The following is a 25,940-nucleotide window of genomic DNA, read 5'->3' as shown; positions in this document are numbered from 1 at the left end:
ATTCTATCTTTCTCCTCCTTATTATTTAGTTAAAAAACTCAAGTAACTATTCAGGCAAGTCTTCAGCATGGCATCTACACCTACAGAAGTGATTGTACCACCAGAGATACCATCCACTTGATAATCAGCTTTCTCCACTTTACCGTGTTTTACAACACCCAAAGCAACAGAGCCATTCTCCAAAGTCTTCTTGCCTACAAATTCCTGTTGGAACATTTCGGTTGCAATTTCAGCACCCAAACCCGGAGTTTCACTAGCGTGTGAGAAGTAAGTACCGTAAACGGTATCTTTATCCTCGTTCAGTGCAACATATCCCCAGATAGCACCCCAAAGGCCTGCACCATAAACAGGAACCACATATTTAGTCTGACCGTCCACTTCGCATACAAACACGTGCAGACGTTGTTGTTCTTTCGCTTCTTTCTCGTAGTTGGTAGCAAATTCACCTGTATTTTCAGTCAGCGTACCGTCTACGTTCATCAGCATATCCCCTTTCACATATTTCTGATATTCAGCATCCGCATCTTCCACATTCTTAATGTTCAATGCAGCGAGGATTTGTTTCTTAGTGTCCAACTGCACATTCTTGTCTTGTGTAGATTTCAGTGAAGAACTAACGAATGCCAGCAGGAATGCTACGATAATAACCATTACCGAAGCATAAATGATAGTATAACTATTACTATTCGTATTCATTTTCTTTCGGTATTTATTGGTTAGACTTGATAGTGCGTTTCTCGCGACGGCTGATATTGCTTTGTACTACACAGTAGTCAATCAGCGGAGCGAAGATGTTCATCAGCAGGATGGCAAGCATCATACCTTCCGGATAACCCGGATTCAGTACGCGGATAACGATAGCCATCACACCGATCAGGAATCCGAAGATATATTTACCTCTTTCTGTACGTGCGGAAGTCACAGGGTCAGTAGCCATAAATACGGCACCGAAGCAGAAACCACCAAGAACGAGGTGTTCGTACCAAGGCATTTGAGCCATTGTGTTGTTTTCCATGCCGATTGAGTTGAATACCCATGCCATGAATGCGCCACCTACGAATACGGAAATCATTGTCTTCCAGCTTGCAACACCTGTCCAAAGCAGGATAACGGCACCAATCAGGATGGCGATTACGCTGGTTTCACCGATAGAACCCGGAATCAGACCTGTAATCATATCCATGTTGAATGCAGGCACACTGCCTGATGTAGCAGCTTGTCCCAGCGGAGTGGCAACGGTGAGTCCGTCTACGCTTTGTCCTAAACCGAAGATACTGTCGCCTGACACCCAAACGGCATCACCGGACATCTTGGTCGGGTATGCGAAGAACAGGAATGCACGAGTAATCAACGCAACGTTGAATACGTTCATACCTGTACCACCGAATACTTCTTTTGCGAAGATAACAGAGAATGCAGTAGCTACGGCAAGAATCCACAACGGACAGTCTACCGGAACGATCATCGGGATCAAGATACCGGAAACAAGGAATCCTTCCTGGATTTCTTCTTTCTTCCATTGAGCTACGACGAACTCAATGCCAAGACCTACTACGTATGATACGATTATTTTAGGCAGTACTGCCAGGAATCCGTAGATAAACATTTCGATGAAGCTGCCAGTAGCACCTGTGTGAGTGAAATGCTGGTAACCTACGTTGTACATACCGAACAGCAAAGCCGGTATTAACGAAATAACCACAATCGACATGATGCGCTTGCTATCGATTGCGTCATGTATGTGCGTTCCCGTTTTCGCAGTCTTGCTGGGCACGAACAGGAATGTTTCGAAGCCGTCAAACACCGACTGGAATGCGTGGAATTTGCCGCCCTCCTCAAAGTTCGGCTTTATCTTATCGAGATAATTTCTTAACGCTTTCATTTATTTAATTGAAAATTGAAAGTTGAGAGTTGAAAATTGGCTGTGCTGGGTTTATGCTGTATCCACAGAGAGCCGTTTCGCAAGATTTCAACTATCGCTTATTTTAATTTTTATTATTTAATCTCTTATTCGATTACGCCATTTCTGAACGGAGCATATCGAGTCCGGCACGAACGATGCGTTGCAGTTCCATCTTTGAAGAGCAGACGAACTCGCAAAGGGCGAAGTCTTCGGGAGCCACTTCGTAGATGCCGAGTGCTTCCATACGGTCGATGTCACCGGCGATAATTGCTTTAATCAGATATTCGGGCAGAATGTCCATCGGGAATACCTTATCGTATTCACCCGACATAATCATGTGACGTTCGCCACCTTTGATACGGGCATCCAACGTATATTCCTTCTTACCCATCAACCAGCTGAAATAAGAACGATTGGCACTGAACTGGTTGAAGCGTGGCATGATCCATCCAAGCATTTCGTGAATGTCGTCACCTTCGGGGATAACAGTCAGTTGGCTATGGAATGCGCCCAAGAATCCGTTCGGGGATACTTGCTTTCCTGTCAGCACGTTACCGCTGATGTAGCGTAAATCTTTGTCTTTTGTTACATTGCCGGCAAACACGTTGGTGAGCAATGCGCCTACCTGTAGTTTGCAGTATGCAGGTTTCAACACTTCGGAACCTGTCACAGCTACTGTACGGGTGAAATCTACATGGCCTGTATTGAAGAGGCGACCGATGAAGATTACGGCTTGCGGATCAATAGTCCATACCGTTTCGCCCTTGGATACGGGGTCGAGGTGGTTGATCTGAACGCCTACATTACCTGCAGGGTTCGGTCCGTCGAATGCGGTGATTGTAACGTTCTTAGCCTGTGTCAGTGCGGCAGCGTTCTGTTTCACACTGATGTTCAGGTAGGTTTTTGCCAGTTTGGCAAGAGCATCAAGCCCTGTCTGGAAGTTTGCTTCTTCGCCTTTGAGGGCGAACTCGAAATCCGGAGCCAATGGATTGGTATCGAATGCGGAGATGAAGATTCCTTTCGGGGTTACCGTCGGATCTGCAATGATGTCATAAGGACGCTGTTTGATAAACGCGAAAAGTCCAGCTTCCAACAGAGCGGATTTCACAGCTTCAGCATCCATCGAAGCAACATTCTTTTTCCCAAAATCTTCATAGTCCTGCTCTGCAGCAGCTTCTACTACGATGTTCAATACCTTACGACGAGCACCACGTTCTACACTCGTCACCACGCCGCTCACCGGCGAAACAAATTTCACTTCAGGATGATACTTGTCGATAAACAAGGGTCCACCAGCCATTACATATTCCTGCTCTTTCACAACTACCTTAGGCGTCACTCCAGGAAAGTCATCGGGTACAAGTGCGTAGAATCCCGGTTCTTTTACTGTTGCGTACGTTTCAGCAGCTTTTCCTTTCAGGTTTATGTCAAGGCCTTTACGTAACTTTATTACATTTGCCATGCTATATAAAATAATGGTTTCATAAATTTGCCGCAAAAGTAATAAATAAGATTGGGATTCGGGAGGAAAAAAGAAAGGAATTACGGAAAAATATCCGTAATTCCTTTCGTGTTCGTGCACGTAATCTTTTATCTTTTGTTCCGGAACAAAAGACAGAAGCAAAGAAAAAGAACTATTCAGCAAACATAGGATCCCAAGCAGGAAGTCGGATAGGCTTCTGTTTCAACACCTCGAGAGCTTTTTTCGATGCATATTTCGTTTCTACTACTAGGCGGAACATATATTCGTTAAACCAATCATCTGTCATAATGAGATAACCCTGATAACCGGCGGCGGGTCCCCAACTATTTTCAACCATCCATTTCGTCGGTTTTCCATTTTTGTCAAGATCGACGGCCATAAGAGTCATGGCGTGACTGGAGCCACTGGCAAAACTTTGGATACGTTGCTTCTTGTTCATGCCAAAAGAAGTACCCATAAGAGATTCGTAGTCGTAGTTTTTGACATCCAGCAGACCACGGTCAGAGTTTAGGAACTTACCTACATCGCAAGAGAAATACATCATCGTGCTATCCTTGAGAGAAGAAATAGCCATTTCTTTGATATCCTCGATGGGAAGATTGACATACGTCCAGTTTTTGCCGTCGTAACGGTGGCGGTCGTAGTCTATCTCATAACACTTATAATATTCACGGCTCGGATCGTTCATTAACATGACATAATTATCAATCAGTTTTTCGTCACCATACTTTTTCAGGAAAGAAAGCGGAGTGTAAGTTTCGGTAGACACAGGCTCACCCTTAGCGTTATATTCAGTCCAGGTAAATTCAGTAGGAGGAACACCGAGATTCAACACTAACATGCGGTAGATGGTGCTCAACATCTCTGTTTTTGTTTTCTCAAGGGCAGCAGGCTTGGCACCTTGCGCAGCGAGATCACGGAGTTGAAGCCCCTGTTCACGAAGTTTCAGGGCGATCAGACCTGCCATACGGGAGGTATTTTCACTACTGTTGGTTTCCGGCATCACATCTTTGGGAACAAGCCCGTATTTACTGACAATATCGGCTACACCGGTAAATGTTCCACCGTCACTCAAAGGATTGCGGAAGAGCCATTCCACCATTTTATCATCCATCGGCTTACTGCTGGTGTCGATAATACCTTGCAGAAAGAGATTAGCTTTCTCCAGCTGATCGAAGAAGAAAGGATAAGTTTGCGAAAATTCGAAAGAACCGAGGTTATGCTTGGCGATCGCTTTGGCACGCATCACATTCAAACCTGTGAAAAGCCAGCAACGGCCGGAAGATTTCTGATCGGTGATACCTTTGGAAGGCACTTTGATGGAGAAATGTGTGTCCATCCCTTTCAGGTTATCCTGATTGAGAGCCAGTTTACGAATGTCGTTGCTACCGATAGCGTTGCGGATAGCCTTGTCAGTAGGAGTGTTTGCGTAACTCTGCTTGATTTGTTGCATCATGGAGTCGCTGATGCCTCCTTTCACTTCTTGCGCTTGTGTAGAATAAGAAAAAGCACATAAAACAAAAATTGATAAAATCTGTTTATTCATTGATTTGATATTAAAATGTTGTCATATTTCACCTTCTTATAATAGATAAAACATATTACTCTTTTGCAAAGGTTGTTGAATTCTTAGATATATGCAAACAAACTCCTAAAAAACGAATAATATTTTTTAGCAAACAATAATAACTTATTGTAGAAAAACCTGCAGATAGAATAAATAATCGTATATTTGCACACAAAATTAAAACACAACAAAATGACAAGCGCAAAATCAGTACGATATAATTGGATTGACTGGAGTAAGTCAATAGCTATATTTCTAGTTATTTGGGGACATGTACCAATGCAATCAGAGACGCACACGATCATCTATTCCTTTCACATGCCACTTTTCTTTCTTATATCCGGTTACTTATACAACCCTAAAGGAACAATAAAAGAAGAATTATATAAGGATCTCAAGACTTTGCTGCTCCCCTATCTCATCTATCAATTCATATTTTACCCGTATTGGTTTGTTAGAGAACTTATAGTACCTCATCAAGTCATCAATATACACAATAGTATCATACAACCCCTCATTCAATCACTGTCGTCAGACCCCATTAACGGCCCCACATGGTTTATATATTGCCTGTTTATGATAAAAATATATTCCTACACTATACAAAAAAAACAATCAATATACTGGTTGACGGCAGGTATCAGCAGCCTAGTCTCCATACTCATTTGTTATTGGCTCAACCAACACTCCATCTATGGTACCTATGCTACACATAGTTTTTTTGCATTGCAAATATTCTTTTTTACCGGACAAGCATTGAAACGGACAAAGATAAAAAACATCGCAAATTCCTTGCATCAAAGTATCATCTGGCTGATTTTATCCATTGTTTCATTTGCCACATTTTTTTCGATGGGATACACCAGTAACTATACAACACTGCCCGAAATAGTAAATTTCCACCTCCTGGGATTCACCGGAAGCTGTATGATTCTTGGAATCGGATTTATACTCAACCAAATTACATCCACCATAAATTATAATGTATCAATAGGCACAATGGTTATTTTAGGTATACATTGGATGTTCATAGGTGTATTCAATTTTGCTATAGAAAAATACCTGCATATCGATAATATTACCTACTCTACATTCATAGCCTTTATTATAAGTCTACTTATTACAGCAATCAATTATCCACTCATTATATTCTGCAAGAAGCATATCCCTCTACTGTTAGGAAAAATCCGCATACCAAAATAGCCTTTATTTGCCCTTAGAATGACTTTTTTAGATTTATTATCTAAGAACTTCAAAACTAATCAAAATAAAAGAGTTTTCTTTGCAGTCGAATTCCTCACAGAGAAATTATGAAGAAATATATAATAGGAATATTGATGATGCTTCCATCCATCAATATGATGTCAGCCGCGGCTGATAGTACGGCAGTAAAGAGCGATGAACTGCAAAGGTCTACAACTTCTATCAGTGATACTACTCCTACAGATATTGAAGACATCCCGTCAGATACCATTCCTGTCCTTTCAAAGCGCGAGCTGCGTCGCCAGCGCGTGGCAAACCGGAATTTACACTATAACATATTGGGTGGTCCCAGTTATACGCCGGATTTTGGTTTACTGGTGGGCGGTAGCGCACTGATGACATTCCGGATGAATCCGAGTGATACCACCCAACGACGTTCGGTAGTGCCGATGGCCATTGCCTTGATGTTCAAAGGCGGCTTGAACCTGATGACAAAACCACAGCTCTTTTTTAAAGGCGACCGCTTCCGTATCTTCGGAACTTTCTCATATAAAAATACAATCGAAAATTTTTATGGCATCGGATATTCCACCAATAAAGATTATGAACGTGGAGAAGACACCAGCGAGTACCGTTATAGCGGCATCCAAGTAAACCCCTGGTTCCTGTTCCGTCTGGGAGAAAGCAATATTTTTGCAGGTCCTCAAGTCGATTTGAACTATGATAAAATTACCAAACCGGCTGCCGGAATGGTTAATGAGCCCTCATATATAGCGGCAGGAGGAACAGAACACGGATACAAAAATTTCAGTTCCGGACTTGGTTTCCTGCTGACGTATGACACACGTGATATTCCTGCAAATGCATATAGCGGAACTTACCTCGACTTTCGGGGAATGATGTATAACAAGGTATTCGGCAGCGATAATAACTTTTACCGTTTGGAAATCGACTACCGCCAATACAAAACAGTAGGACGCCGCAAAGTGATAGCCTGGACAGTGCAAAGCAAAAACGCATTCGGAGATGTACCCTTAACAAAATATGTACTTAGCGGAACCCCCTTCGATCTTCGCGGTTACTACATGGGGCAGTTTCGCGACAAGTCCTCGCATGTCATGATGGCCGAATACCGCCAGATGATAAATACGGACAAAAGCACTTGGGTAAAAAAGATGTTAAGTCATATAGGATATGTAGCCTGGGGAGGATGCGGATTCATGGGACCCACTCCGGGCAAGATAGAAGGTGTGCTTCCCAACCTCGGATTAGGGTTACGCGTTGAAGTTCAACCCCGTATGAATGTACGCCTTGACTTCGGCAGAGACATGGTGAACAAGCAGAATTTGTTCTACTTCAACATGACAGAAGCCTTTTGACGCCATTTACGCGACAAATTGTGCACAAATTACAAGAAAGATTGTAAAATAGATAATAAAAGACTGCACATAAATGAAATTAATCCTTATATTTGCGCAAGCTATAACACAGCAAGAGCAAATAATAGGATTTTTTTATGAAGCAATTTATATGTTTTTTTTCGGGGTTATTACTTCTGTTCGTCTCTACCACTCGTGTAGTTGCACAAGAAGTGTCTGACTATTCTCAACTAAGTGAAGAAGATTATACTAAAATAGTACTTCCCCCTCTATCCGTTTTATTCGAAAATGCCAAGAACAGCCCCATTTATGAGATGGCGGACGTAAAGGCGAGAATCGAGCGCAAATTACTCCAAAAAGAGAAATGGTCATTTCTGGGTTTCTTCAGTCTACGGGGAAGCTATCAATACGGAATGTTCGGCAATGAGTCCACCTATACGGACGTGGCACTCGCCCCATACCTCACCTACTCCACCCAGGCACAAAATGGCTACACAGTAGGTGCCGGTCTAAGCATCCCCTTAGACGACCTATTCGACCTCAAGGGTAAAATCAGCCGGCAAAGGCTCACATTACGCAGTGCAGAATTGGAACGGGAAGTGAAGTACGACGAAATCAAGAAGAATATTATTGAGATGTATGCGATGGCTACCTCACAGATAAGAGTACTTAAAATGAGAAGTGAAAGTTTGGTACTTGCTAATGTGCAATATGAAATTTCTGAAAAGAATTTTGCCAACGGAACCATAGAATCTTCCGACTTGGCCGTAGATAAAGAAAGGCAGTCAACTGCACGTGAGGCATATGAGAATAGCAAGTTTGAATTGACAAAGAGCTTAATGATACTTGAGGTTATTTCACGTACTCCCATCATAAGAAAATAAAAAAACTAAGATATGAACTTCATCATTTCTATCATACGGACCCTCTTTCGCCACCGTTGGCTAATACTGGTAGGAACCGCTATCTTCACGTTACTCGTCTTCTACTATACGCGTCACATGCAAGGTGGATACGACGTGAAAGCAACACTTTATACCGGAGTAGCCTCGGGATACAACTTGGAAAGCGATAAACGCACAGACTGGGCGACAGTACAAAATTCGATGGACAACCTGATAAGTATCATGCAAGCCGAGAGCACCCTGAAAAGAGTATTCCTGCGATTATTTGCCCGTGTACTTATCCAGGGAAATCCAGACAATGACAACGACGGAGTCACCCCATCCAGCTACAATTACACCTATAACCACTTAAAAAACAGTCCGCATGGACCGGAAATATTAAAGCTGATCGACAAATCGAGCGAAGATAAAACAGTTGCCAATCTGGAAGCATATATGCGTCCGAAAAAAGGTAACTACATCTATGAAATGTTCTACTACAATCACCCTTTCTATAGCTACAACGCTTTGAAAAACATCAAAGTGCAACGCCGGCTCACGAGTGATTTGCTGGACATCAGCTATACTTCCGGCGATCCCGGCATAGCCTACAACACGGTAAGCATCCTGATGGACGAATTTGTGGAAGAATACCGCCGTATTCGCTACGGAGAAACAGACAAAGTCATCAAATACTTTGAGGAAGAGTTGAAACGCATCGGCAAAAAACTCAACTCGGAGGAAGACGACCTGACCAAGTACAACGTAGAAAAACGTATCATCAACTATCTGGACGAAACCAAAGAAATCGCGGCCATCAGTAAAGAATTCGAGCTGCGGGAACAAGATGCACTTTTTGCATACAACAGTACCAAGTCAATGCTCGAAGAACTGGAGAAGCACATGGACAGCAATGCCAAGCAAGTGCTCAAGAATATGGAATTTGTGGACAAATTAAGAGAAGCATCCAATATCACCAGCAAAATCTCGGAAGTGGAAGCAATGAGCGACTCCAAACAAAAAGATACCGGATCTCTGACAGGTGACAAAAAACGGTTGAGCGAACTTAAACAAGAATTAAATGATTTAACCACTTCCTACGTAAGTCACAAATACACCAAAGAAGGTGCCAGCCGGACCAATATCATCGACCAATGGCTGGAACAAACCCTGTTGTTTGAAAAAGCTAAGGCCGAACTACTAATTGTACAAAATGCCCGTCAGGAATTGAACGACCGCTACGTTTTTTTCGCCCCTGTAGGTACCACCATCAAACAAAAAGAACGCTCCATCAACTTTACGGAACGCAGTTACCTGACCGTGTTACAGAGCTACAACGAAGCCCTGTTGAGAAAGAAAAATCTGGAAATGACTTCTGCTACATTGAAAGTGCTCAATGAACCGACCTATCCGATTGCATCCAATTCAACCAACCGCAAGCAGATTGTCATTGCCGCCTGCATAGGTAGTTTTCTGATAATCATCGCTCTATTATTATTAATCGAGATTCTTGACAGAACGTTGCGTGATGCAAACCGAACCAAACGAGTGACCGGATTTAAGGTAATAGGAGCCGTTCCCAGCCCCTCCTCTTCCCGTTATGGCGGACTAGCCAAAACCTACGTCCAACTTTCCATCAAAGAATTGAGCAACTCCATACTCCGCTTCCTGACAAAGCGGAAATCCCCCGGAGTATTTATCATCAACCTGTTCAGTACCAGCGAAAACTCCGGTGAGGACATCGTTGGAAATCTGATCTGCGGATATATGCAAAGCCGGATGTTAAATACGAGATTCATCACGTATGGAGAAGATTTTAACACAGATTCTACTCAATATCTGCTTGCAAAAAACATTACCGATTTTTATACCCTGCAAGGAGAAGACATACTGATCGTTGCCTATCCGCCATTGTCGTCAAGCAATATCCCGACTGCACTGTTGCACGACGCTAATGTCAACATTTTGGTCAGCCCGGCAGACCGCGGATGGAAAACCATCGACAAACAACTTTGCGAACAGCTCACGACACAAATGGGTAAAACGGATGTTCCGTTCCGTGTGTGCCTGACCAACGCCAAGCGTGAGGCAGTGGAAGATTTCACCGGACAACTTCCGCCATATACCTTATTACGCAGAGTCAGCTATCGTTTCAGCCAATTGTCACTTACAGAAAAAATCATATTCAATCTAAGTAGAAAAGCGAAAGAGACTGAAGAAGACGATGACGAATAATAAGATAGTGACTTTCCATATCCTGCTTGCTTTACAATTTGTGTTGGTTGCAGCAGGAATGTTAGTAAATATCAAGGTAGGGTTATTCTCTATGATCATTATCTTGTCATTTACTACTATCTGTTTGATACAACTTAACAATGATGAACAAACCAACTGGAAAGCAGGTCAAAACATCATGACCTATATGTTCACAATCTGGTTGTGCTTCTATCTTCTCGAAATTCTTAATCCCAACAACGTGCTGGCAGCATGGAACATCAACCTTACACCTTATGCGCTGATACCTTTAATATGCGCCTTTGTTGTTCCGCTCGTTGTCCGCACAAAAAAAGACATCGAGCTGCTATTAATCATCTGGTCGGTATTCGTCCTCGTCTTTACGATAAAAGGTTACTGGCAAAAAAACTATGGTTTCAGCTCCAAAGACCTCTATTTCCTGCACGTGCTGGGCGGATGGCGTACACATATCATCTGGTCGGGTATCCGCTATTTTTCCTGCTTCTCCGACGCAGCAAACTACGGAGTACATGCCGCCATGTCCGCTGTAGTCTTTGCCATCTCCGCCTTCTTTGTGGAGTCCAAATGGCTACGCATTTACTTCCTCTGCATCGCCGTCGGGGGACTTTACGGAATGGGTATTTCGGGAACCCGTGCAGCTATGGGAGTCATCATGGGAGGAATGTTAATGATAACCGTCATTGCCAAAAATTGGAAAGCGTTATTGGCAGGTATATTCATATCCATCAGCGTTTTCGTGTTCTTCAGTTATACCAATATCGGAAGCGGGAACCAATATATCCACAAGATGCGTTCCTCTTTCCATCCGTCCGAAGACGCTTCCTACCAGGTGCGTGTCGAAAACCGGCAAAGAATGAAAGAGTTGATGGCAAAGAAACCGTTAGGCTACGGCATTGGACTCTCCAAAGCCGGTAACTTCGATTCACGAGAGCAAATGCCCTACCCTCCCGACTCATGGCTAGTCAGCGTATGGGTGGAAACGGGAATTGTGGGACTGATACTCTACCTTTCCATACACGGCATTCTCTTTGCCTGGTGCTCCTGGATACTCATGTTTAAAGTACGCAACAAAGGCCTGCGTGGACTTATCGCGGCATGGCTTTGTATGGATGCCGGATTTTTTATCGCCACTTATGTCAACGACATTATGCAGTATCCCAACCAGTTGCCCGTATACATAGGCTTTGCACTCTGTTTTGCAGCTCCACATATCGACAAGCGTATCAGTGAAAAAAAAGAAGAAAGCGAAGAAAAAGAACGGCAGCTATCTAATAACGAAATCAACGAACAAGAATGACAAACAATAGTCCCGACATATCATTTATTACCATCTGTTACAACGGGTTCAAAGACACCTGTGAACTGATAGAATCACTACACAAAAAGCTGAAGTCTGTGAGCTATGAAATCATAGTGGTAGACAATGCTTCACGCGAAGATGAAGCAGCCAAAATACACGAATTATACCCAACGGTTATCAGCATCCGCAGCAATGAGAACGGAGGTTTTTCCGGTGGTAACAACATTGGCATCCGTGCAGCAAAAGGCAAATACATTTTCCTTATCAATAACGATACATATATCGAATCCGATGAAATCGCCTACCTGGTGGAACGATTGGAAAGTCGTCCGGAAATCGGGGGCGTGTCTCCTAAAATACGTTTCGCCTTTCCGCCGCAACACATACAGTTTGCAGGATTTACCCCGCTGACAAAGATAACATTGCGCAACAATATGCTGGGCTTCGACTGTCCCGATGACGGAAGTTACGATACCCCCCATCCTACCCCCTATCTACACGGGGCAGCCATGATTATCAAACGCGAAGTGATCGAAAAAATCGGAATGATGCCGGAAATCTTCTTCCTTTATTACGAAGAACTCGACTGGAGCACAAGTATGACCCGTGCCGGCTACGAGCTATGGTATGAGCCGCGTTGCACTGTTTTTCATAAAGAAAGCCAAAGCACCGGCCAACTAAGCAAACTACGCACCTATTTCCTGACACGAAATCGCTTGCTCTATGCCCGCCGTAATATGAAAGGCATGGAACGATTGATGTCCGTACTTTACCAGAGCACCATTGCAGCCGGCAAAAACAGTCTGTCATTCGCTTTCAAAGGCCGTTTCGACCTGTTTTGTGCCACCTATTATGGAGTCTGCACAGGGCTATTCATGTCTTCATCAGATACTAACAATAACACACTTAAAAAACTCTAGATACTATGAACATTATTGACTGGATTCTCTACATTCCCCTGGTATTTTGCGTATGCTACCTATTGCTATACGCTATTGCCTCCAAGTTTTACCGGGCTCCCCAATACCCTGAAGCACGTACGCTCCGACGCATCGTCGTGCTCTTTCCCGCCTACAAGGAAGACCGCGTGATTGTTGCTTCCATACAGAGCTTTCTTGAACAGGATTATCCGAAAGAACTCTATGAGATCATAGTCATTTCCGATCAGATGCGACCGGAAACAAACGACGCTCTGGCAGCCCTTCCCATCCGCCTGTTGATGGCGAATTACAAGGAAAGTTCGAAAGCCAAAGCACTGGCAATGGCCATGGATTCCATTGATACAAATGCATTCGACATTGTAGTCATCATGGATGCCGACAACATGACCACGCCCGATTTCCTGTCTACCATCAACCGTGTTTTTGACAGCGGCATAAAATCCGTACAGGCGCACCGGACAGGAAAGAATCTGAACACAGACATTTCCGTGCTCGACAGCGCCAGCGAAGAAATAAACAATGGATTCTTCCGCAGCGGACATAACGCTGTAGGACTTTCTGCCGGGCTATCCGGTTCGGGAATGGCATTCGAAGCAGAATGGTTTCATCAGAACGTGAAATATCTCCAGACAGCAGGTGAAGACAAAGAATTGGAAGCCATGCTCCTGCAACAGCGCATCTATACCGTTTATCTGCCCGACCTGCTTGTGTTCGACGAGAAAACGCAAAAGAAAGAGGCCATCAGCAACCAGCGCAAACGCTGGATAGCTGCACAATTCGGTGCACTCCGTGCTTCGCTGCCTCACCTACCCAAAGCATTTTTGCAAGGAAATTTCGATTACTGCGACAAGATATGCCAATGGATGCTTCCGCCACGATTGATTCAGTTGGCAGGAGTATTCGGCTTGACCTTTGTCTTTACCATTATCGGCCTTATATTGAGCCTATGCAATGGCAGCAACGAATGGATGATAGCCATCAAATGGTGGATATTGTCGGCTGCACAAGTAGCGGCCATGACGCTACCCGTACCGGGCGGCAGACTATTTACCAAACAGGTAGGGAAAGCAATCACCAAAATGCCTATGCTGGCTGTTACTATGATTGGTAACTTATTTAAATTGAAAGGAGCCAATAAAAAGTTTATCCATACGGAGCATGGTGAACACCATAAATAGAAATCAAACATAACAAGAAAACAACAATGAAAATCGCTATTGAAGCCCAACGAATTTTCCGCACTAATAAACACGGAATGGATTTCGTTGCTCTTGAAAGTATCCGGGAATTGCAAAAAATAGACCATGAGAACGAATATTTCATCTTCGTTACTCCTGGTGAAGACAGATGCTTGGAAGAATCGGAAAATGTGCATATTATCGAACTAAAATGCCCCACTTACCCCCTTTGGGAACAAGTGGCTCTTCCACGCGCAGTAAAAAAAATCATGCCCGATTTATTGCACTGCACAAGCAATACTGCCCCATTGCAATGTCCCGTACCATTAATACTAACACTACACGACATTATTTATTTAGAAAAGCGTCATTCTTCAAGCTTCACCTGGTATCAGGAAATGGGATGGTTTTACCGCCGGATGGTAGTACCACGCGTATTGGCCAACTGCGAGAAAATTATTACAGTCTCGCAATTTGAGCGTGAACGAATCCTTGACGTGCTGCATCTGCCGAAAGAACAATTAGTAGCCGTGTACAACGGTTTCAATAGTCATTTTCATGTACAACCCAAAGCTCCGGAGATCACCCGAAAATATATTGATGCAGACAATTATCTATTTTTTCTGGGAAACACCGACCCTAAGAAGAACACTCCCAGAGTGCTGAAAGCATATAGCGACTATCTGAAACAATCCACCCAAAAGCTGCCATTGCTCATTGCCGACCTCAAGGAAGATGTTATCGACCGGATATTGGAAGAAGAAAATATTACAGAAATCAAGAGTTATATCCACGCTCCGGGATACATTGCGAATACCGACCTTGCAGCACTCTATTGCGGTGCATTCGCATTCCTTTATCCATCGCTTCGCGAGAGTTTCGGCATCCCGATGCTGGAGGCAATGGCTTGCGGAACGCCCATCATTGCGGGAAACACATCAGCCATGCCCGAAATTGCAGGCGAGGGAGCTTTACTGGCAGATCCGTTCAACTCCAATGATATTACAAAAAAAATACTGCAACTGGAAAATGACCAGACACTCTATCAGCAACAAGTGGAATATGGCATACAACGTAGCCAGTTGTTTTCATGGCGGAATACGGCAGAATCGCTGCTGAAAATATATAAAGAATTTGCCAAGTAAAATACCAAAAAGCAATAACTAAATCAAAAAGAGAATGTGTCAAAACTTCCCTTTTTAACGAAATCACCTTCGCCACAGATAGTTGTAGCGAAGGTGATTTTATCTAACCATCCCACTCGGCTTTCACCTCGAAACACGGACATGCCTTAATCCATTCTTCGGGTTCAATCTCTCCGTTTCCATTCAGATCGGGGCTCAAATCCCGATGTCCGCACACCCGGCAGCCGGGATAATCACGCAAGAGCGTAAGAATCAGTACGTGCATTGAATGAACTTGCCATTCGGTACGGGTATCGGCGGGATGACCGTGGCAGTCAAGTCCGCCCTCATAACAAATGCCAATACTGTTCTGGTTGTGTCCTTTTGCGTGCGCACCGATTCGTTCAATCTCACGGGTGGTCTTTATATCTCCATTTTTACGGATATAAAAATGATAACCCGTCCCGTTGAAACCACGCCGACGGTGGCACACTTCCAAATCATCTTCCGTAAAATCCCTGTCCGCCCTTGTGGCGGAACAGTGGATCACAATCAAATTGATGGTTCGCATAAATTCATCCCTCCGTTTCAGTGACCATCTGTACTCGTTGCACACATTCCTTGCTGCTACACTGCAGAGCCGCAGCTTGCGTCAGCTGTCCTCTCAACGAGAAAATCTCCGCGTGCATCTCTTTCACTTTCGAACTAAGGTCGAAATAATCCTTCAACACTTTCTCCAACTGCTGCATCAGAAAAGTATACTGGTCTTTCACTAGTTCACTGAACTCTTTCACTTCTTGCGCCATCATCTGGCGCTTCTTGCGGCTACTGCCCAGAAAAGGCAGAATCGTCATGATGATTTCGATAATTTTATCTAACATTTTAATAGATTGAGATGATAAATTAATAAATTGAGAACAGAGTCAATCAAAGCGGTTTATGCTGCCGGATCCGGAGCTTCTCCACCACCGCTACCACCACCGGGTTCTCCCCCATCACCTTTACCATCATCATCGGAGCCGTCACCGCCGTTTCCTCCGGCAGCGGACTTCTTCTCCGTATACAATTCGAACATCATGTTATTATCCCCGCCACGAGTAGTTGCCGTGCTGTCATTGGCAAGACGCAATGAGTTGTCGACTTTGAAACGGAGATTGATGCGAGTGATATTTTTCACCGTACAATCCTTTTCCTGTTCCACACCCGGACAGGTCAGCGTGGTATAAAAAATACCCAGTCCATCCACTTTCACCTTATTCCCTGCCACAAGCACTTTTTTCATCGCACGGACAAAGGATTTCATCACATGCGACACGTCTTCCACCGAAAGCGACCCGATAGACTCGATTTCCTGTGCCAGTGAATCGATTGAATAGATTTTCGACTCCCCAGCCTTGGGCTTGAGAAGGTACATCATCGGTGATTTATCATCACCGAGCCGTTTTCTGCGCTTGTAGCGCACAACTGTAACTGTTGCCATAATATAACTTGTTTCTACGAAAAGAAGTACATTCTCCCTTTCTGTTGATGAAACAAAGATACGACAACACGTTGACGACTTGCCGGATTGCACCGGACTACACCGGATTATGCCGGATTAAAACGGATTACACCGAATTATACAAATTATACCGGAATATGTGGAAATATGTAGGAATATGTAAGATCATTCCCTAGTTTTCAATGACCCATTCTCCAATAGTTCGCGTACTACTGTCGAAATTAACTCCCACTTTAACGACTTTCCGATGATCTGCCTGATAAGGAATCGCATACTGCTTACTATTGATCTGTGCCAACGCTTCTTCAGGAGTACCATCTACTTTGAATTCGAATACATAGATAGCCTCCTGCATCTTTATCACAACATCAGCCCTGCCAACAGCGCTCTTTACTTCTGCATCCACATATTGCCCCATCAACCGGAACAGGAGGTAGAAGATGGTCTGATAGTGTTTCTCCTCCTTATTATTCATATCATTGGGGATAGAGGCGAAAAATGATTTGATCCGCTCCATACATTGATCCAGATTGCCGACCCGTAAGTCTTTGATAAACGATACTACATAAAATGTATTCTCGCGAGCAGGCAAATGCACATAAGCCGGCATTAATGATTCGATAAAGCCTTTCCGAACTTCTTTGTTAGGATAAGCCAATGTATAGATCTGAAAATCCCGGTCATACTCTTTGATAGTGAGATAACCGCTTTGGTAAAGTACCGGAAGCGGGTCTGTAATGACATTGGTAGGTGCATCAAACTGCTCGGCAGTCGCCGAAACACCATCCAGTTGACGAATATCGAAATCGCTTTGCTGCAAGATGTCTATCAGGAAAGTGGGAGTACCGGTAGAGAACCAGAAATTGGCATATTTCTTTTGAGCAAATGCATTAAACAAACTAAACGGATTGTAAATGTCTTCACTATTTTCACTGAAATGATACCCATCATACTGTTGCTTCAGATGCATACACGCCTCATCATACGTTTCACCGTTCGCCTCGGCCATCCTTCTTATATCTTCTTCCAACTGTGTACGCAATTCATTTTCCGTTATACCGCAAATGGCACTATAAGCATCTTGCATACTTATGTTCTGAAGATTGTTCAATTCACTAAAGATGCTCATCTGACTAAATTTACTGATACCGGTCAGAAAAAGAAAACGAAGATATTCTCCCTGCGCTTTCAACGGACTGAAAAAGTCGCGCATGATGCCACGTATTTCAGCTTGCAACTCCTCATTGTTGTTGCTATCCAACATAGGAGAATCATATTCGTCTACAAGTAACACAACCTGACGCCCGCTCTGCTCGTAAGCACGTTTGATAATACCTTTCAGACGGAGACTGAAAGTGTCTTCGCTCGTGTCGCATCCGTAAATTCGTTCCCATTCCACCAAGCGATTGTTGATAGCGGAGCGCAGCATCCCCGCATTCATATACTTACTGATACTGAAATCAATATGCAACACGGGATAAACCGTCCAGTCTTTCTCCAACTGTTCCATCATCAGACCCTTAAACAGGTCTTTTTTACCAGAGAAATAGGCTGCAAGAGTGGAAACTAACAGACTCTTTCCAAAGCGTCGGGGACGGCTAAGAAAACAAGCCTTAGCCGAACTAGCCAAACGATAAATCAACTCTGTCTTATCAATATACACACAATTATCATTGCGTAGTCTCTCGAAACTCTGTATCCCTATCGGATAGCGTCTGAATGTTCCTTCCATCCTCTTTCTATGCTTTTAACGTGAAACGTAAACAAAGATACGATAAATTTCAAGAATCGGTATTCTATTAGTATCAATTCTTTTATGAATTCTTTTATGAATTCACCCGAACATCCGCTCTCAAAATTTGCCTATTCCACTAAAAATGAGTAACTTTACTTCAAATACAACAACCTAAAAGCACAACTATAAATGAAAACAAAAAACAAGATTCTCCCCGAACAAGAAGAAGAAAAAACATTCCAATACCGCACCTATGGGAAAGGCGAACTTGCCTTGTTGTACCTCCCCAATATCCTGCAACAAAGCGCAGTAGACCGATTCAACGAATGGATTGAAGCTGCACCCGGACTAAAAGAACGGCTCCTGGCCACCGGCATGAATCCACGCGCCAGATACTACACTCCCGCACAAGTAAGGCTCATCATCGAAGTGCTACAAGAACCCTAATTAAAGTATTAAGTGTCAAGTATTACTTAATACCTAATACCCTAAAACAGTTCTTTTTCAGGTAGCCAGCAGGAGTTGTCGAACATCGTATTTCGGACACGCAGGTCAGCGGAGAGAGAAGGGTCATGAGATTCTTCACAGGGCAGGTATCGTCCGCTTACGGGATCGTAGACAAAGGATGCCATTCCACCGACACCAAGATGCTTGAATTTCACCTTGTCCACATATACGCGGGTGACACCAACCTCCTTGTCACGTTCCACAATGATACCATAATCCGCTTTGTTATAGAAATCGGCAGAGCCGTTGATGTCGTACATTTCCACACGAGGGGTAATGCCCGTGACAGGATTACGGTTCATTTTACGAGGATGGACTACAACCACGAGCAGGCAATTATGCTGCACGGCAAATTCTGTAAATTTATTCAACAGGTTGGAAATATATTGCGTTTCCGTCTGTCCCGGTTGCGGGTTGTGGTCGAAACGGTTGAGCGGGTCGAAGACAATAATGCGGCAGCCGCGGCGGACAACGAGTTCATGAGCCTTGGCCAGTACACGATCCGGAGAAACATTACCTTTCAGAGAGATATGAGAGACGTTTTCAGTCAGAAAATCTTCCGAGTTCGCAAGGAGTCCCTCCGTCATGCCACAGCCGTTTTGAAAACGGTGTCCGGTGAGTTTCTCAATCAGTTTGCGGAGATGATAGACGATAGGGGTATTTTCCGGGCTAAAGAACCCGATTTTCCATTGATGCCGCAGGCAGAGACGCAACACCAATTCGTCCACCCACTCGGATTTTCCTGCACCGGGAACTCCGGTGACGTAGACACTTCGCCCACGTTCATACGTGCAGATCTTATCCATCTCCTCCCATCCCGTTTCCGCTCCGGGACCGAAGCCGTTGTCGAAAAGAGCCCGCAGATCGTCATGCAAGTCGGCAGCGGTGAAGATACCTTCGAGCGGAACTTCTGCTGCCTGTTCGATGGCGATACGGAGACTGGCGATACCATATTTGCAGAGATGCTCGTTGGCATCTTTACACTCCGGACCGTAAGTCACCACCCGGCAGCGTTCAGCCCCTAGCCGATTGATGAGTTCATTGCGCAACCGGATTCCGGCAGAATCGGCATCAACGGCAATGATGATTTCTTTCAGGTCCTCGAAGTGCGTCTCCATAAAACGGTCGAGCCAGGAGAGGTTCGAATTGGCTCCGGCCGGCACGGAGATGACACTTTGAAATCCGGCGGCGATGGAGGAAGCAGCATCCAGTTCGCCCTCGTGGATGATGCAGGAGGTCTGCCCCACAATGGAGTCGATGTTGTAGGGAATCAGTTCGGCACCCTGCACCATTTTGAAAAGTTTCGGGAGAGCGCGAAATTTGGTGTTTATCAGTTGCCCCCCTTCAAAATAGTTGAAGCAGATGCAACGTTCCTTTTTGCCGGATTGCGGCATAAATTCTTCCTGTTCGGTGATGCGTAGGGCAGCTATGACGGACTGCGGGATGCAACGCGTCTCCACCAGCCAACGCTCCGTGTCTTCGGAAAGCGTGGTTTTCGAAACATCGAACATCGGACGCTGAAAATGCTGCGGAATGGCTGCCGCACGACGCTTGCGGGCTACCGCACGTTCGGCATTCTTGCGCTCTTCCACATCATCGGGAACATAAAAATCAGCGCCACAATGATAACAGTGACAATGGCCCGTGTCGACGTTGACACGTAGCGAACGGTCGCGCTTATTCTTGCGGGTAGGAAGACATTTTTTACAAATCGTCTTGAGCACTCCACTCGATTTACCGTGGATGTCGACATCATAGTTGGCAAAATTTCTCATAATTTTTTCCTTTTTTCTAATTAAAAAATAGTTTAAAATAATCATTCACACGCAGAGGACTTACCTGACGGACGAGTGTCTGCCACCTGCCGGACGAGCTTCCGTTACCTGCCGGACGAACATCAACAACCTGCCGGACGAAGCCAGTCATCTGCCGGATTAATGCGCCCATCTTTTCTTCACATCATCCCACACCGCCGATGCATCGGGACGTGGCGGCGCATCAGCCGGAATAAGATGTCCCAGATACGTTCGCCGCCCGTCGACGACGCTTTCAAAGCGGTTTACATCCTTGTCGACCGTATTCTCAAGCTCTTTCAGCAAGGTTTCCCTCAACGTGCGGCAAGTAACGGAACCGGCCGCGATATAATTTGAAAAATACCGTTTCACGTCCTCCGGGAAAAGCAGTCCCCCTCCTTTGTCATAAAGGCGGATATGTTTTTTGAAGATTTCCAGAATAAGTTTTTGATGGTCTACAAAAAGCTTTCCCAAACCGGAATGCTGCCCGGCCAATTCCATATATGACTGGAAAGTAGAAAGTTGGTCCACCAACTTTTCCCAAGGCAACACGGGTTGTAACGGACAATGATTGCCTTCATCCGCCAAACGGCTCACAAGAGACGACGGTGTTTCTATATTACTCCTATTATTGTTTACAACAGAAACACTTCCTTTACTCTCCTCTTCTTTACTCTCCTCTTCTCTCCTCTTCTGGTTTTCAGTGGGTTTTCTCCCTTTACTGACGGGCGTTTCAGCACTTTTTGCCACCTTTTTCGGACGCCCTCCTTTTTTACCGTTTTCGATGTCCATTTTCCGCTTCTCTTCCAAGCTTTTCATCACCCTATCCAAGTAAGAAGAACGAAACATCTGTCGTTCCTCATCCAGTTCGAAGAGATCGAATTCGCGAAGCACCCGCTCCACCGCTACTTCATCCACATCATACCGCCGGGCCATGGCCTTCAGTAAAACCGGTTTGCACGACGCCTCATAAGCATCTTTAGTGCGTAGATGCAACAGCAAGATCACGTAAATTCCGAGTGCTTCCGCGGCATTCATCTCCGACATCATACTGGCAATATTGTCGTCATTCAACAAATTTACCTCCAAATTGAAATACTGATCTTTCTTCATTTTCATTTATCATTTATTATTCCACATTTAATACTTCCGGGGCGCAAAGGTGCGAAATGTATTTTATTCCAGCTATCGCAAAAATGAGAGGGGGATTATATATTTTTTATCAGACCTTTGCCAAAAATTATCAATAATCCCAAACAATATGGACACAAAACGCAACCAAACGTTGGAAGAAATAGAAGAAAATAAAATAGTAAGCGAGCATTATCGGAACAGAATAATGCTGATAAAAGAGCTCCTGAAAACATCACGGCTAGCCACAGTAGACCTCTGCGTGCATATCAACATCAGTGAAGCCTCCTACTACCGTTACATAAATTTCACCAGCTATATGAAAGCAGACATTTTCATACATGCTTGTCTCTTCCTCAAGCAATATATCGAAAGCAACCACATTCCTTATACCCAAGAAGAAAAACGGCTTATAAAAACATTAGACCTGTTTCAGATTTCCTCAAATAGCAACTTAAACTGCAATTAAAACACAGAAAAGAAGAAACTTATCATAAGTTTTATTACATTTGCAATGTAATAAAAGTCTTTAAAACTTAAAAAATGAATGATAGCGAAACAGACAGCCCATCAATAAAAGCACTGATCGTTTTCAGAGAAAACGGAGAAACCGACAATCTATTTGTTCCTATCTTATGCGATGCTATCAGAATGGCTGGAATTGACGTGCGATGTTCCACAAAAGAGTTTTGGGACTCGGATAAGCATTATGATATCATACATTTCCAGTGGCCGGAAGAAGTGGTGGGATGGACATGCAACGATCCTGATATCATCAGGTGTCTGGAAGAGCGAATCAGTTTTTTTCGTTCGAGGGGAACACGTTTTGTCTACACACGCCACAATGTCCGTCCGCATTACGCAAACGGAATCATCAGCCGGGCCTATGACATTATCGAATCGCAGAGTGATATCGTTGTACACATGGGACGGTTTAGCCGGGACGAATTTCTCACGAAGTATCCTGATAGTCAGAATGTTGTCATCCCTCATCACATTTACCAGTATACCTATAAAGAAGATATCAGCGTAGAGCGTGCACGTCAGTATCTCAACCTCTCGCAAGATGCATTCATCGTCACGGCTTTCGGAAAATTCCGCAACCGTGAAGAAATACGCATGGTGCTCGGAGCTTTCCGCGCCTGGGACGAGGAGCACAAGATGCTGCTGGCTCCGCGCCTCTACCCCTTTTCGAGACGCAACAGCTATGGCAGGAATATCATCAAACGATGGATTTCAAAAGCCGGATACTATCTGCTCATGCCGCTGCTCAACCGTATGTATAAACTACAGGCGGGAGCCAACGACGAGCTGATAGACAACTGCGATCTGCCCTACTATATGGCTGCTTCAGACGTGATATTCATCCAGCGGAAAGATATACTGAATTCGGGTAATGTCCCCCTCGCCTTCCTCTACCACAAAGTCGTGGTGGGTCCCAAGGTGGGAAACATCGGCGAACTGCTTTCCGAAACCGGTAACCCGACTTTCGATCCCGACGACAAGAAAGACATCCTGCGAGCACTCGAAGAAGCCCGCCGGCTTGCCGCATGGGGACAAGGGGAAGTGAATTACGCATACGGTATGGAAAACATGAGCATCCGCAAAGTGGGACAAGCATACGCGCAAACATATAAACAAGCAATCAATGGCTAATAATATTAAGAGTCAATTATTTTCGGGGGTATTTTACACAGCGCTGGCCAAATACAGTGGCGTCGTCATATCCCTTGTTGTGGCAGGAATTCTCGCACGTCTGCTATCACCGGACGACTTCGGCATCGTAGCTGTTGCCACCGTCATCATCGCCTTCTTCAATCTTCTCACCGACATGGGAGTGTCTCCCGCCATCGTGCAGCACAAATCGCTGACTAAAGATGATTTGTCGGACATCTTCTCATTTACTATATGGACGGGCATCGGAATCAGCATCCTGTTTTTCGCTTCTTCGTGGATCATCGCCGATTACTACCAAAGCGACACCCTGCGCATCCTGTGCCAACTGCTGTCCGTCAACCTGTTCTTCGCCTCCGCCACCATTGTGCCGGGAGCCATGTTCTACCGGAACAAAGAATTTAAATTCATTGCTATCCGTAGCTTCGTCATTCAGATTTCGGCAGGTGCAGCCGCGGTAACCGCCGCCCTCTGCGGAGCAGGATTGTACGCATTGATTATCAACCCAATCGTATCCAGCGTACTGATCTTCGTAATTTCCTTTCAGCGTTACCCGCAACGGTTGCGTTTCACACTCGGATTGAGGGTACTCCGGAAAATATTTTCCTATTCCGCCTATCAATTCCTGTTCAATGTCATCAACTATTTCAGCCGCAATCTGGACAAACTGCTGATTGGTAAATATATGAGTATGTCCGATCTGGGATATTACGAAAAGTCGTATCGTTTGATGATGCTGCCCTTGCAGAATATCACGCAGGTAATCACTCCGGTGATGCACCCTATTTTCAGCGATTTCCAGAATGACAAGGGAAAACTGTTGAGTTCCTACGAACGCATCGTCCGTTTCCTCGCCTTTATCGGTCTGCCGCTTAGCGTGCTGCTTTTCTTCACGGCAGAGGAAGTGACGCTTATTATTTTCGGCGATCAATGGATGCCGTCCGTACCCGTGTTCCGGATACTGTCGCTCTCCGTAGGGATTCAGATTATACTTTCTTCGTCCGGCTCCATCTTTCAGGCGGCAGGCGATACACGAAGTTTGTTTGTGTGCGGAGTGTTTTCGTCCGCGTTCAACGTGGCGGGAATTTTGCTCGGCATCTTCCATTTCGGAACCCTGACAGCAGTGGCCAGCTGCATTGTGGTGACATTCACCATCAACTTCATACAGTGTTATTGGCAGATGTACCGGGTGACCTTCCGGCAAAGTGCCTGGCCGTTCATCCGTCAGCTTATTTCTCCGTTGGTGATTAGCATTTTGATAGCATTAGTCCTCATTCCAATGCAGTATGCGCTGGAAGGGATGAACATTTTTGTGACAATTATTGCTAAAGGTATCGTTAGTTTTATTATCTTTGGCATTTATATACAGATGACGCATGAGTATGACATGATCAGTAAAGTGCGGTCGTTAAGAAAAAAAAGTCTATAGCTATGAATATACGCGACATTTTTATAACGCTACGTTATAAAATAAGTTATGGTAGCACTGTGGAATGGTACAATTTCTGGTACATCGTCTTGCGGAAAAAGAGAAAAATCATACCGCAAGTAGCTTCCATCGACGAAACGATACGTAAAATCATCGACGACCGTTGCTCTGTCAGCCGTTTTGGCGACGGTGAAGTGTTGCTCACCAGTCCGGACAAGGAAATCCGTTTCCAGAAAGGTGATCCGTTATTGGCTAAAAGACTGACCGAAGTGCTGCAAAGTCACGAAGAAGGACATATTGTCTGCATCTCCGACGCATTCCGCGATTTGTATCGCTACAATCGCAAAAGTCGCCGGTTCTGGAGAACTCATTTTTATCTGTACGGTTCTTGGTGGGACCGTTTGCTGGTAGCGGGACGAAAATATTATAATACATTCGTCACCCGTCCGTATATGGATTTTGCCCGCAAAGAAGATTCCGCCCGATGGTTTCACGACATGAAGGGCATTTGGGATAACCGGGACATCGTCTTCATCGAAGGGGAGAAAAGCCGGCTCGGAGTGGGCAACGATCTTTTCGATAATGCCCGGAGCATCCGGCGTATTCTTTGTCCGCCCAGAGATGCATTCGAACGCCTGGAAGACATCAAGCAGGAGGCCTGCAAAGTAGAAAAAGAAGCCTTGTTTCTGATTGCCCTCGGCCCCGCAGCCACAGTGTTGGCCTACGATTTGTTTAAAGCCGGCTATCAGGCCATCGACGTCGGTCATGTGGACGTAGAGTATGAATGGTGGCGGATGGGAGCTCATAAAAAAGTGAAACTGGAACGAAAATATGTCAACGAAACTGCCATTGGCAGCGAAGTGGCGGATGCCGGAGAAGAATACCGGAAACAAATCATCGCCCAAATCGTTTGAGGAAGAAAAAACAGTTTGAGAAAGAAAAAACAGAATAA

Annotated in this window: 24 protein-coding genes; 13 read left to right on the top strand and 11 right to left on the bottom strand. The window is 44.6% G+C overall.

The window, feature by feature from the left end:
- Positions 1-21 precede the first annotated feature (21 nt).
- The 4 genes from KSX81_RS22570 to KSX81_RS22555 all read right to left on the bottom strand — a co-directional run bounded on the left by KSX81_RS22570 (position 22) and on the right by KSX81_RS22555 (position 4,932).
- Positions 22-696: a Na(+)-translocating NADH-quinone reductase subunit C gene (locus KSX81_RS22570; RefSeq protein WP_004326959.1), complete on the bottom strand. Its 675-nt coding sequence runs from the start codon at positions 694-696 to the stop codon at positions 22-24.
- Positions 697-709: 13 nt separating this feature from the next.
- On the bottom strand, positions 710-1,882 hold the full coding sequence (locus KSX81_RS22565) for an NADH:ubiquinone reductase (Na(+)-transporting) subunit B (protein ID WP_004300387.1): 1,173 nt from the start codon (positions 1,880-1,882) through the stop codon (positions 710-712).
- 133 nt (positions 1,883-2,015) lie between these two features.
- Complete coding sequence (locus KSX81_RS22560) at positions 2,016-3,365, bottom strand: Na(+)-translocating NADH-quinone reductase subunit A (protein ID WP_008775870.1); 1,350 nt, start codon at positions 3,363-3,365, stop codon at positions 2,016-2,018.
- Positions 3,366-3,537: 172 nt separating this feature from the next.
- Positions 3,538-4,932: a C1 family peptidase gene (locus KSX81_RS22555; protein WP_004326957.1), complete on the bottom strand. Its 1,395-nt coding sequence runs from the start codon at positions 4,930-4,932 to the stop codon at positions 3,538-3,540.
- A gap of 213 nt (positions 4,933-5,145) precedes the next feature.
- Between KSX81_RS22555 and KSX81_RS22550 the strand changes: the two genes are divergently transcribed.
- From KSX81_RS22550 to KSX81_RS22515, 8 genes are all read left to right on the top strand, one after another.
- A complete protein-coding gene (locus tag KSX81_RS22550; RefSeq protein ID WP_004326956.1) occupies positions 5,146-6,156 on the top strand; it encodes an acyltransferase family protein in 1,011 nt (336 codons plus the stop codon).
- A gap of 107 nt (positions 6,157-6,263) precedes the next feature.
- On the top strand, positions 6,264-7,535 hold the full coding sequence (locus tag KSX81_RS22545; RefSeq protein WP_004300383.1) for a BamA/TamA family outer membrane protein: 1,272 nt from the start codon (positions 6,264-6,266) through the stop codon (positions 7,533-7,535).
- 137 nt (positions 7,536-7,672) lie between these two features.
- Complete coding sequence (locus tag KSX81_RS22540; RefSeq protein ID WP_004300382.1) at positions 7,673-8,419, top strand: TolC family protein; 747 nt, start codon at positions 7,673-7,675, stop codon at positions 8,417-8,419.
- Positions 8,420-8,431: 12 nt separating this feature from the next.
- Positions 8,432-10,654 (top strand): GumC family protein, encoded by a 2,223-nt coding sequence (locus KSX81_RS22535; protein ID WP_004326955.1) that lies wholly within the window; start codon positions 8,432-8,434, stop codon positions 10,652-10,654.
- Positions 10,644-11,972, top strand: a complete 1,329-nt coding sequence (locus tag KSX81_RS22530; protein ID WP_004306328.1) for an O-antigen ligase family protein — start codon at positions 10,644-10,646, stop codon at positions 11,970-11,972. The genes KSX81_RS22535 and KSX81_RS22530 overlap by 11 nt, the downstream gene beginning before the upstream one ends.
- Positions 11,969-12,895 carry a glycosyltransferase family 2 protein gene (locus KSX81_RS22525; protein WP_175353836.1) on the top strand — a complete coding sequence of 309 codons (927 nt, stop codon included), beginning with the start codon at positions 11,969-11,971 and terminating at the stop codon, positions 12,893-12,895. Before KSX81_RS22530 ends, KSX81_RS22525 begins: the two co-directional genes overlap by 4 nt.
- A 5-nt stretch (positions 12,896-12,900) precedes the next feature.
- Positions 12,901-14,094, top strand: a complete 1,194-nt coding sequence (locus tag KSX81_RS22520; protein ID WP_032843438.1) for a glycosyltransferase — start codon at positions 12,901-12,903, stop codon at positions 14,092-14,094.
- Positions 14,095-14,120: 26 nt separating this feature from the next.
- The gene (locus tag KSX81_RS22515) at positions 14,121-15,239 is read left to right on the top strand and encodes a glycosyltransferase family 4 protein (RefSeq protein WP_032843436.1); all 1,119 of its coding nucleotides are present in this window, start codon (positions 14,121-14,123) and stop codon (positions 15,237-15,239) included.
- A gap of 103 nt (positions 15,240-15,342) precedes the next feature.
- Here KSX81_RS22515 and KSX81_RS22510 read toward each other — a convergent pair whose 3' ends face one another.
- The 4 genes from KSX81_RS22510 to KSX81_RS22495 all read right to left on the bottom strand — a co-directional run bounded on the left by KSX81_RS22510 (position 15,343) and on the right by KSX81_RS22495 (position 18,451).
- Positions 15,343-15,789: an N-acetylmuramoyl-L-alanine amidase gene (locus tag KSX81_RS22510; RefSeq protein ID WP_004300376.1), complete on the bottom strand. Its 447-nt coding sequence runs from the start codon at positions 15,787-15,789 to the stop codon at positions 15,343-15,345.
- A 4-nt stretch (positions 15,790-15,793) separates the two neighbouring features.
- Entirely contained in the window at positions 15,794-16,099 is a 306-nt protein-coding gene (locus tag KSX81_RS22505) for a hypothetical protein (RefSeq protein ID WP_004300375.1), read from the bottom strand.
- Positions 16,100-16,155: 56 nt separating this feature from the next.
- On the bottom strand, positions 16,156-16,698 hold the full coding sequence (locus KSX81_RS22500) for an HU family DNA-binding protein (protein WP_004300374.1): 543 nt from the start codon (positions 16,696-16,698) through the stop codon (positions 16,156-16,158).
- Between the two features lie 193 nt (positions 16,699-16,891).
- Positions 16,892-18,451: an ATP-binding protein gene (locus tag KSX81_RS22495; RefSeq protein ID WP_032843434.1), complete on the bottom strand. Its 1,560-nt coding sequence runs from the start codon at positions 18,449-18,451 to the stop codon at positions 16,892-16,894.
- Positions 18,452-18,643: 192 nt separating this feature from the next.
- Here KSX81_RS22495 and KSX81_RS22490 point away from each other — a divergent pair, with 192 nt between their 5' ends.
- A complete protein-coding gene (locus KSX81_RS22490) occupies positions 18,644-18,901 on the top strand; it encodes a DUF4248 domain-containing protein (protein WP_004300371.1) in 258 nt (85 codons plus the stop codon).
- A gap of 41 nt (positions 18,902-18,942) precedes the next feature.
- On the opposite strand, the gene KSX81_RS22485 is transcribed toward KSX81_RS22490, so the two are convergent.
- From KSX81_RS22485 to KSX81_RS22475, 3 genes are read right to left on the bottom strand one after another with little or no spacing between them, the layout of a single operon-like run.
- Positions 18,943-20,736, bottom strand: a complete 1,794-nt coding sequence (locus KSX81_RS22485) for a bifunctional DNA primase/helicase (RefSeq protein WP_149939308.1) — start codon at positions 20,734-20,736, stop codon at positions 18,943-18,945.
- 16 nt (positions 20,737-20,752) lie between these two features.
- Positions 20,753-20,908 carry a hypothetical protein gene (locus KSX81_RS22480; RefSeq protein ID WP_175353838.1) on the bottom strand — a complete coding sequence of 52 codons (156 nt, stop codon included), beginning with the start codon at positions 20,906-20,908 and terminating at the stop codon, positions 20,753-20,755.
- The gene (locus KSX81_RS22475) at positions 20,896-21,867 is read right to left on the bottom strand and encodes a Lin1244/Lin1753 domain-containing protein (protein ID WP_181884926.1); all 972 of its coding nucleotides are present in this window, start codon (positions 21,865-21,867) and stop codon (positions 20,896-20,898) included. Before KSX81_RS22475 ends, KSX81_RS22480 begins: the two co-directional genes overlap by 13 nt.
- Positions 21,868-22,015: 148 nt before the next feature.
- On the opposite strand from KSX81_RS22475, the gene KSX81_RS22470 reads away from it, so the two are divergent.
- The 4 genes from KSX81_RS22470 (at position 22,016) to KSX81_RS22455 (ending at position 25,902) form a co-directional block, all read left to right on the top strand.
- Positions 22,016-22,354 carry a hypothetical protein gene (locus KSX81_RS22470; RefSeq protein ID WP_004306338.1) on the top strand — a complete coding sequence of 113 codons (339 nt, stop codon included), beginning with the start codon at positions 22,016-22,018 and terminating at the stop codon, positions 22,352-22,354.
- 74 nt (positions 22,355-22,428) lie between these two features.
- A complete protein-coding gene (locus tag KSX81_RS22465) occupies positions 22,429-23,541 on the top strand; it encodes a hypothetical protein (RefSeq protein ID WP_004326946.1) in 1,113 nt (370 codons plus the stop codon).
- Positions 23,534-24,988, top strand: coding sequence for a lipopolysaccharide biosynthesis protein (locus KSX81_RS22460; RefSeq protein WP_004326944.1), 1,455 nt, complete (start codon positions 23,534-23,536; stop codon positions 24,986-24,988). The genes KSX81_RS22465 and KSX81_RS22460 overlap by 8 nt, the downstream gene beginning before the upstream one ends.
- A 2-nt stretch (positions 24,989-24,990) precedes the next feature.
- Positions 24,991-25,902, top strand: a complete 912-nt coding sequence (locus KSX81_RS22455; protein ID WP_004326942.1) for an SP_1767 family glycosyltransferase — start codon at positions 24,991-24,993, stop codon at positions 25,900-25,902.
- Positions 25,903-25,940: the final 38 nt, after the last annotated feature.

Origin of the sequence: Bacteroides sp. MSK.18.37, from assembly GCF_019129155.2 — a bacterium.
In the GTDB taxonomy this organism is placed as follows: domain Bacteria; phylum Bacteroidota; class Bacteroidia; order Bacteroidales; family Bacteroidaceae; genus Bacteroides; species Bacteroides ovatus.
Note: the sequence above shows the minus strand (reverse complement) of the source record. Positions and strands in the feature narration are given on the sequence as shown.

Excerpts from the sequence above, each read along its gene's own strand:
- KSX81_RS22570 (WP_004326959.1), bottom strand. The coding sequence starts at position 696 with ATGAATACGAATAGTAATAGTTATACTATCATTTATGCTTCGGTAATG.
- KSX81_RS22565 (WP_004300387.1), bottom strand. The coding sequence starts at position 1,882 with ATGAAAGCGTTAAGAAATTATCTCGATAAGATAAAGCCGAACTTTGAG.
- KSX81_RS22560 (WP_008775870.1), bottom strand. The coding sequence starts at position 3,365 with ATGGCAAATGTAATAAAGTTACGTAAAGGCCTTGACATAAACCTGAAA.
- KSX81_RS22555 (WP_004326957.1), bottom strand. The coding sequence starts at position 4,932 with ATGAATAAACAGATTTTATCAATTTTTGTTTTATGTGCTTTTTCTTAT.
- KSX81_RS22550 (WP_004326956.1), top strand. The coding sequence starts at position 5,146 with ATGACAAGCGCAAAATCAGTACGATATAATTGGATTGACTGGAGTAAG.
- KSX81_RS22545 (WP_004300383.1), top strand. The coding sequence starts at position 6,264 with ATGAAGAAATATATAATAGGAATATTGATGATGCTTCCATCCATCAAT.
- KSX81_RS22540 (WP_004300382.1), top strand. The coding sequence starts at position 7,673 with ATGAAGCAATTTATATGTTTTTTTTCGGGGTTATTACTTCTGTTCGTC.
- KSX81_RS22535 (WP_004326955.1), top strand. The coding sequence starts at position 8,432 with ATGAACTTCATCATTTCTATCATACGGACCCTCTTTCGCCACCGTTGG.
- KSX81_RS22530 (WP_004306328.1), top strand. The coding sequence starts at position 10,644 with ATGACGAATAATAAGATAGTGACTTTCCATATCCTGCTTGCTTTACAA.
- KSX81_RS22525 (WP_175353836.1), top strand. The coding sequence starts at position 11,969 with ATGACAAACAATAGTCCCGACATATCATTTATTACCATCTGTTACAAC.
- KSX81_RS22520 (WP_032843438.1), top strand. The coding sequence starts at position 12,901 with ATGAACATTATTGACTGGATTCTCTACATTCCCCTGGTATTTTGCGTA.
- KSX81_RS22515 (WP_032843436.1), top strand. The coding sequence starts at position 14,121 with ATGAAAATCGCTATTGAAGCCCAACGAATTTTCCGCACTAATAAACAC.
- KSX81_RS22510 (WP_004300376.1), bottom strand. The coding sequence starts at position 15,789 with ATGCGAACCATCAATTTGATTGTGATCCACTGTTCCGCCACAAGGGCG.
- KSX81_RS22505 (WP_004300375.1), bottom strand. The coding sequence starts at position 16,099 with ATGTTAGATAAAATTATCGAAATCATCATGACGATTCTGCCTTTTCTG.
- KSX81_RS22500 (WP_004300374.1), bottom strand. The coding sequence starts at position 16,698 with ATGGCAACAGTTACAGTTGTGCGCTACAAGCGCAGAAAACGGCTCGGT.
- KSX81_RS22495 (WP_032843434.1), bottom strand. The coding sequence starts at position 18,451 with ATGGAAGGAACATTCAGACGCTATCCGATAGGGATACAGAGTTTCGAG.
- KSX81_RS22490 (WP_004300371.1), top strand. The coding sequence starts at position 18,644 with ATGAAAACAAAAAACAAGATTCTCCCCGAACAAGAAGAAGAAAAAACA.
- KSX81_RS22485 (WP_149939308.1), bottom strand. The coding sequence starts at position 20,736 with ATGAGAAATTTTGCCAACTATGATGTCGACATCCACGGTAAATCGAGT.
- KSX81_RS22480 (WP_175353838.1), bottom strand. The coding sequence starts at position 20,908 with ATGGGCGCATTAATCCGGCAGATGACTGGCTTCGTCCGGCAGGTTGTT.
- KSX81_RS22475 (WP_181884926.1), bottom strand. The coding sequence starts at position 21,867 with ATGAAGAAAGATCAGTATTTCAATTTGGAGGTAAATTTGTTGAATGAC.
- KSX81_RS22470 (WP_004306338.1), top strand. The coding sequence starts at position 22,016 with ATGGACACAAAACGCAACCAAACGTTGGAAGAAATAGAAGAAAATAAA.
- KSX81_RS22465 (WP_004326946.1), top strand. The coding sequence starts at position 22,429 with ATGAATGATAGCGAAACAGACAGCCCATCAATAAAAGCACTGATCGTT.
- KSX81_RS22460 (WP_004326944.1), top strand. The coding sequence starts at position 23,534 with ATGGCTAATAATATTAAGAGTCAATTATTTTCGGGGGTATTTTACACA.
- KSX81_RS22455 (WP_004326942.1), top strand. The coding sequence starts at position 24,991 with ATGAATATACGCGACATTTTTATAACGCTACGTTATAAAATAAGTTAT.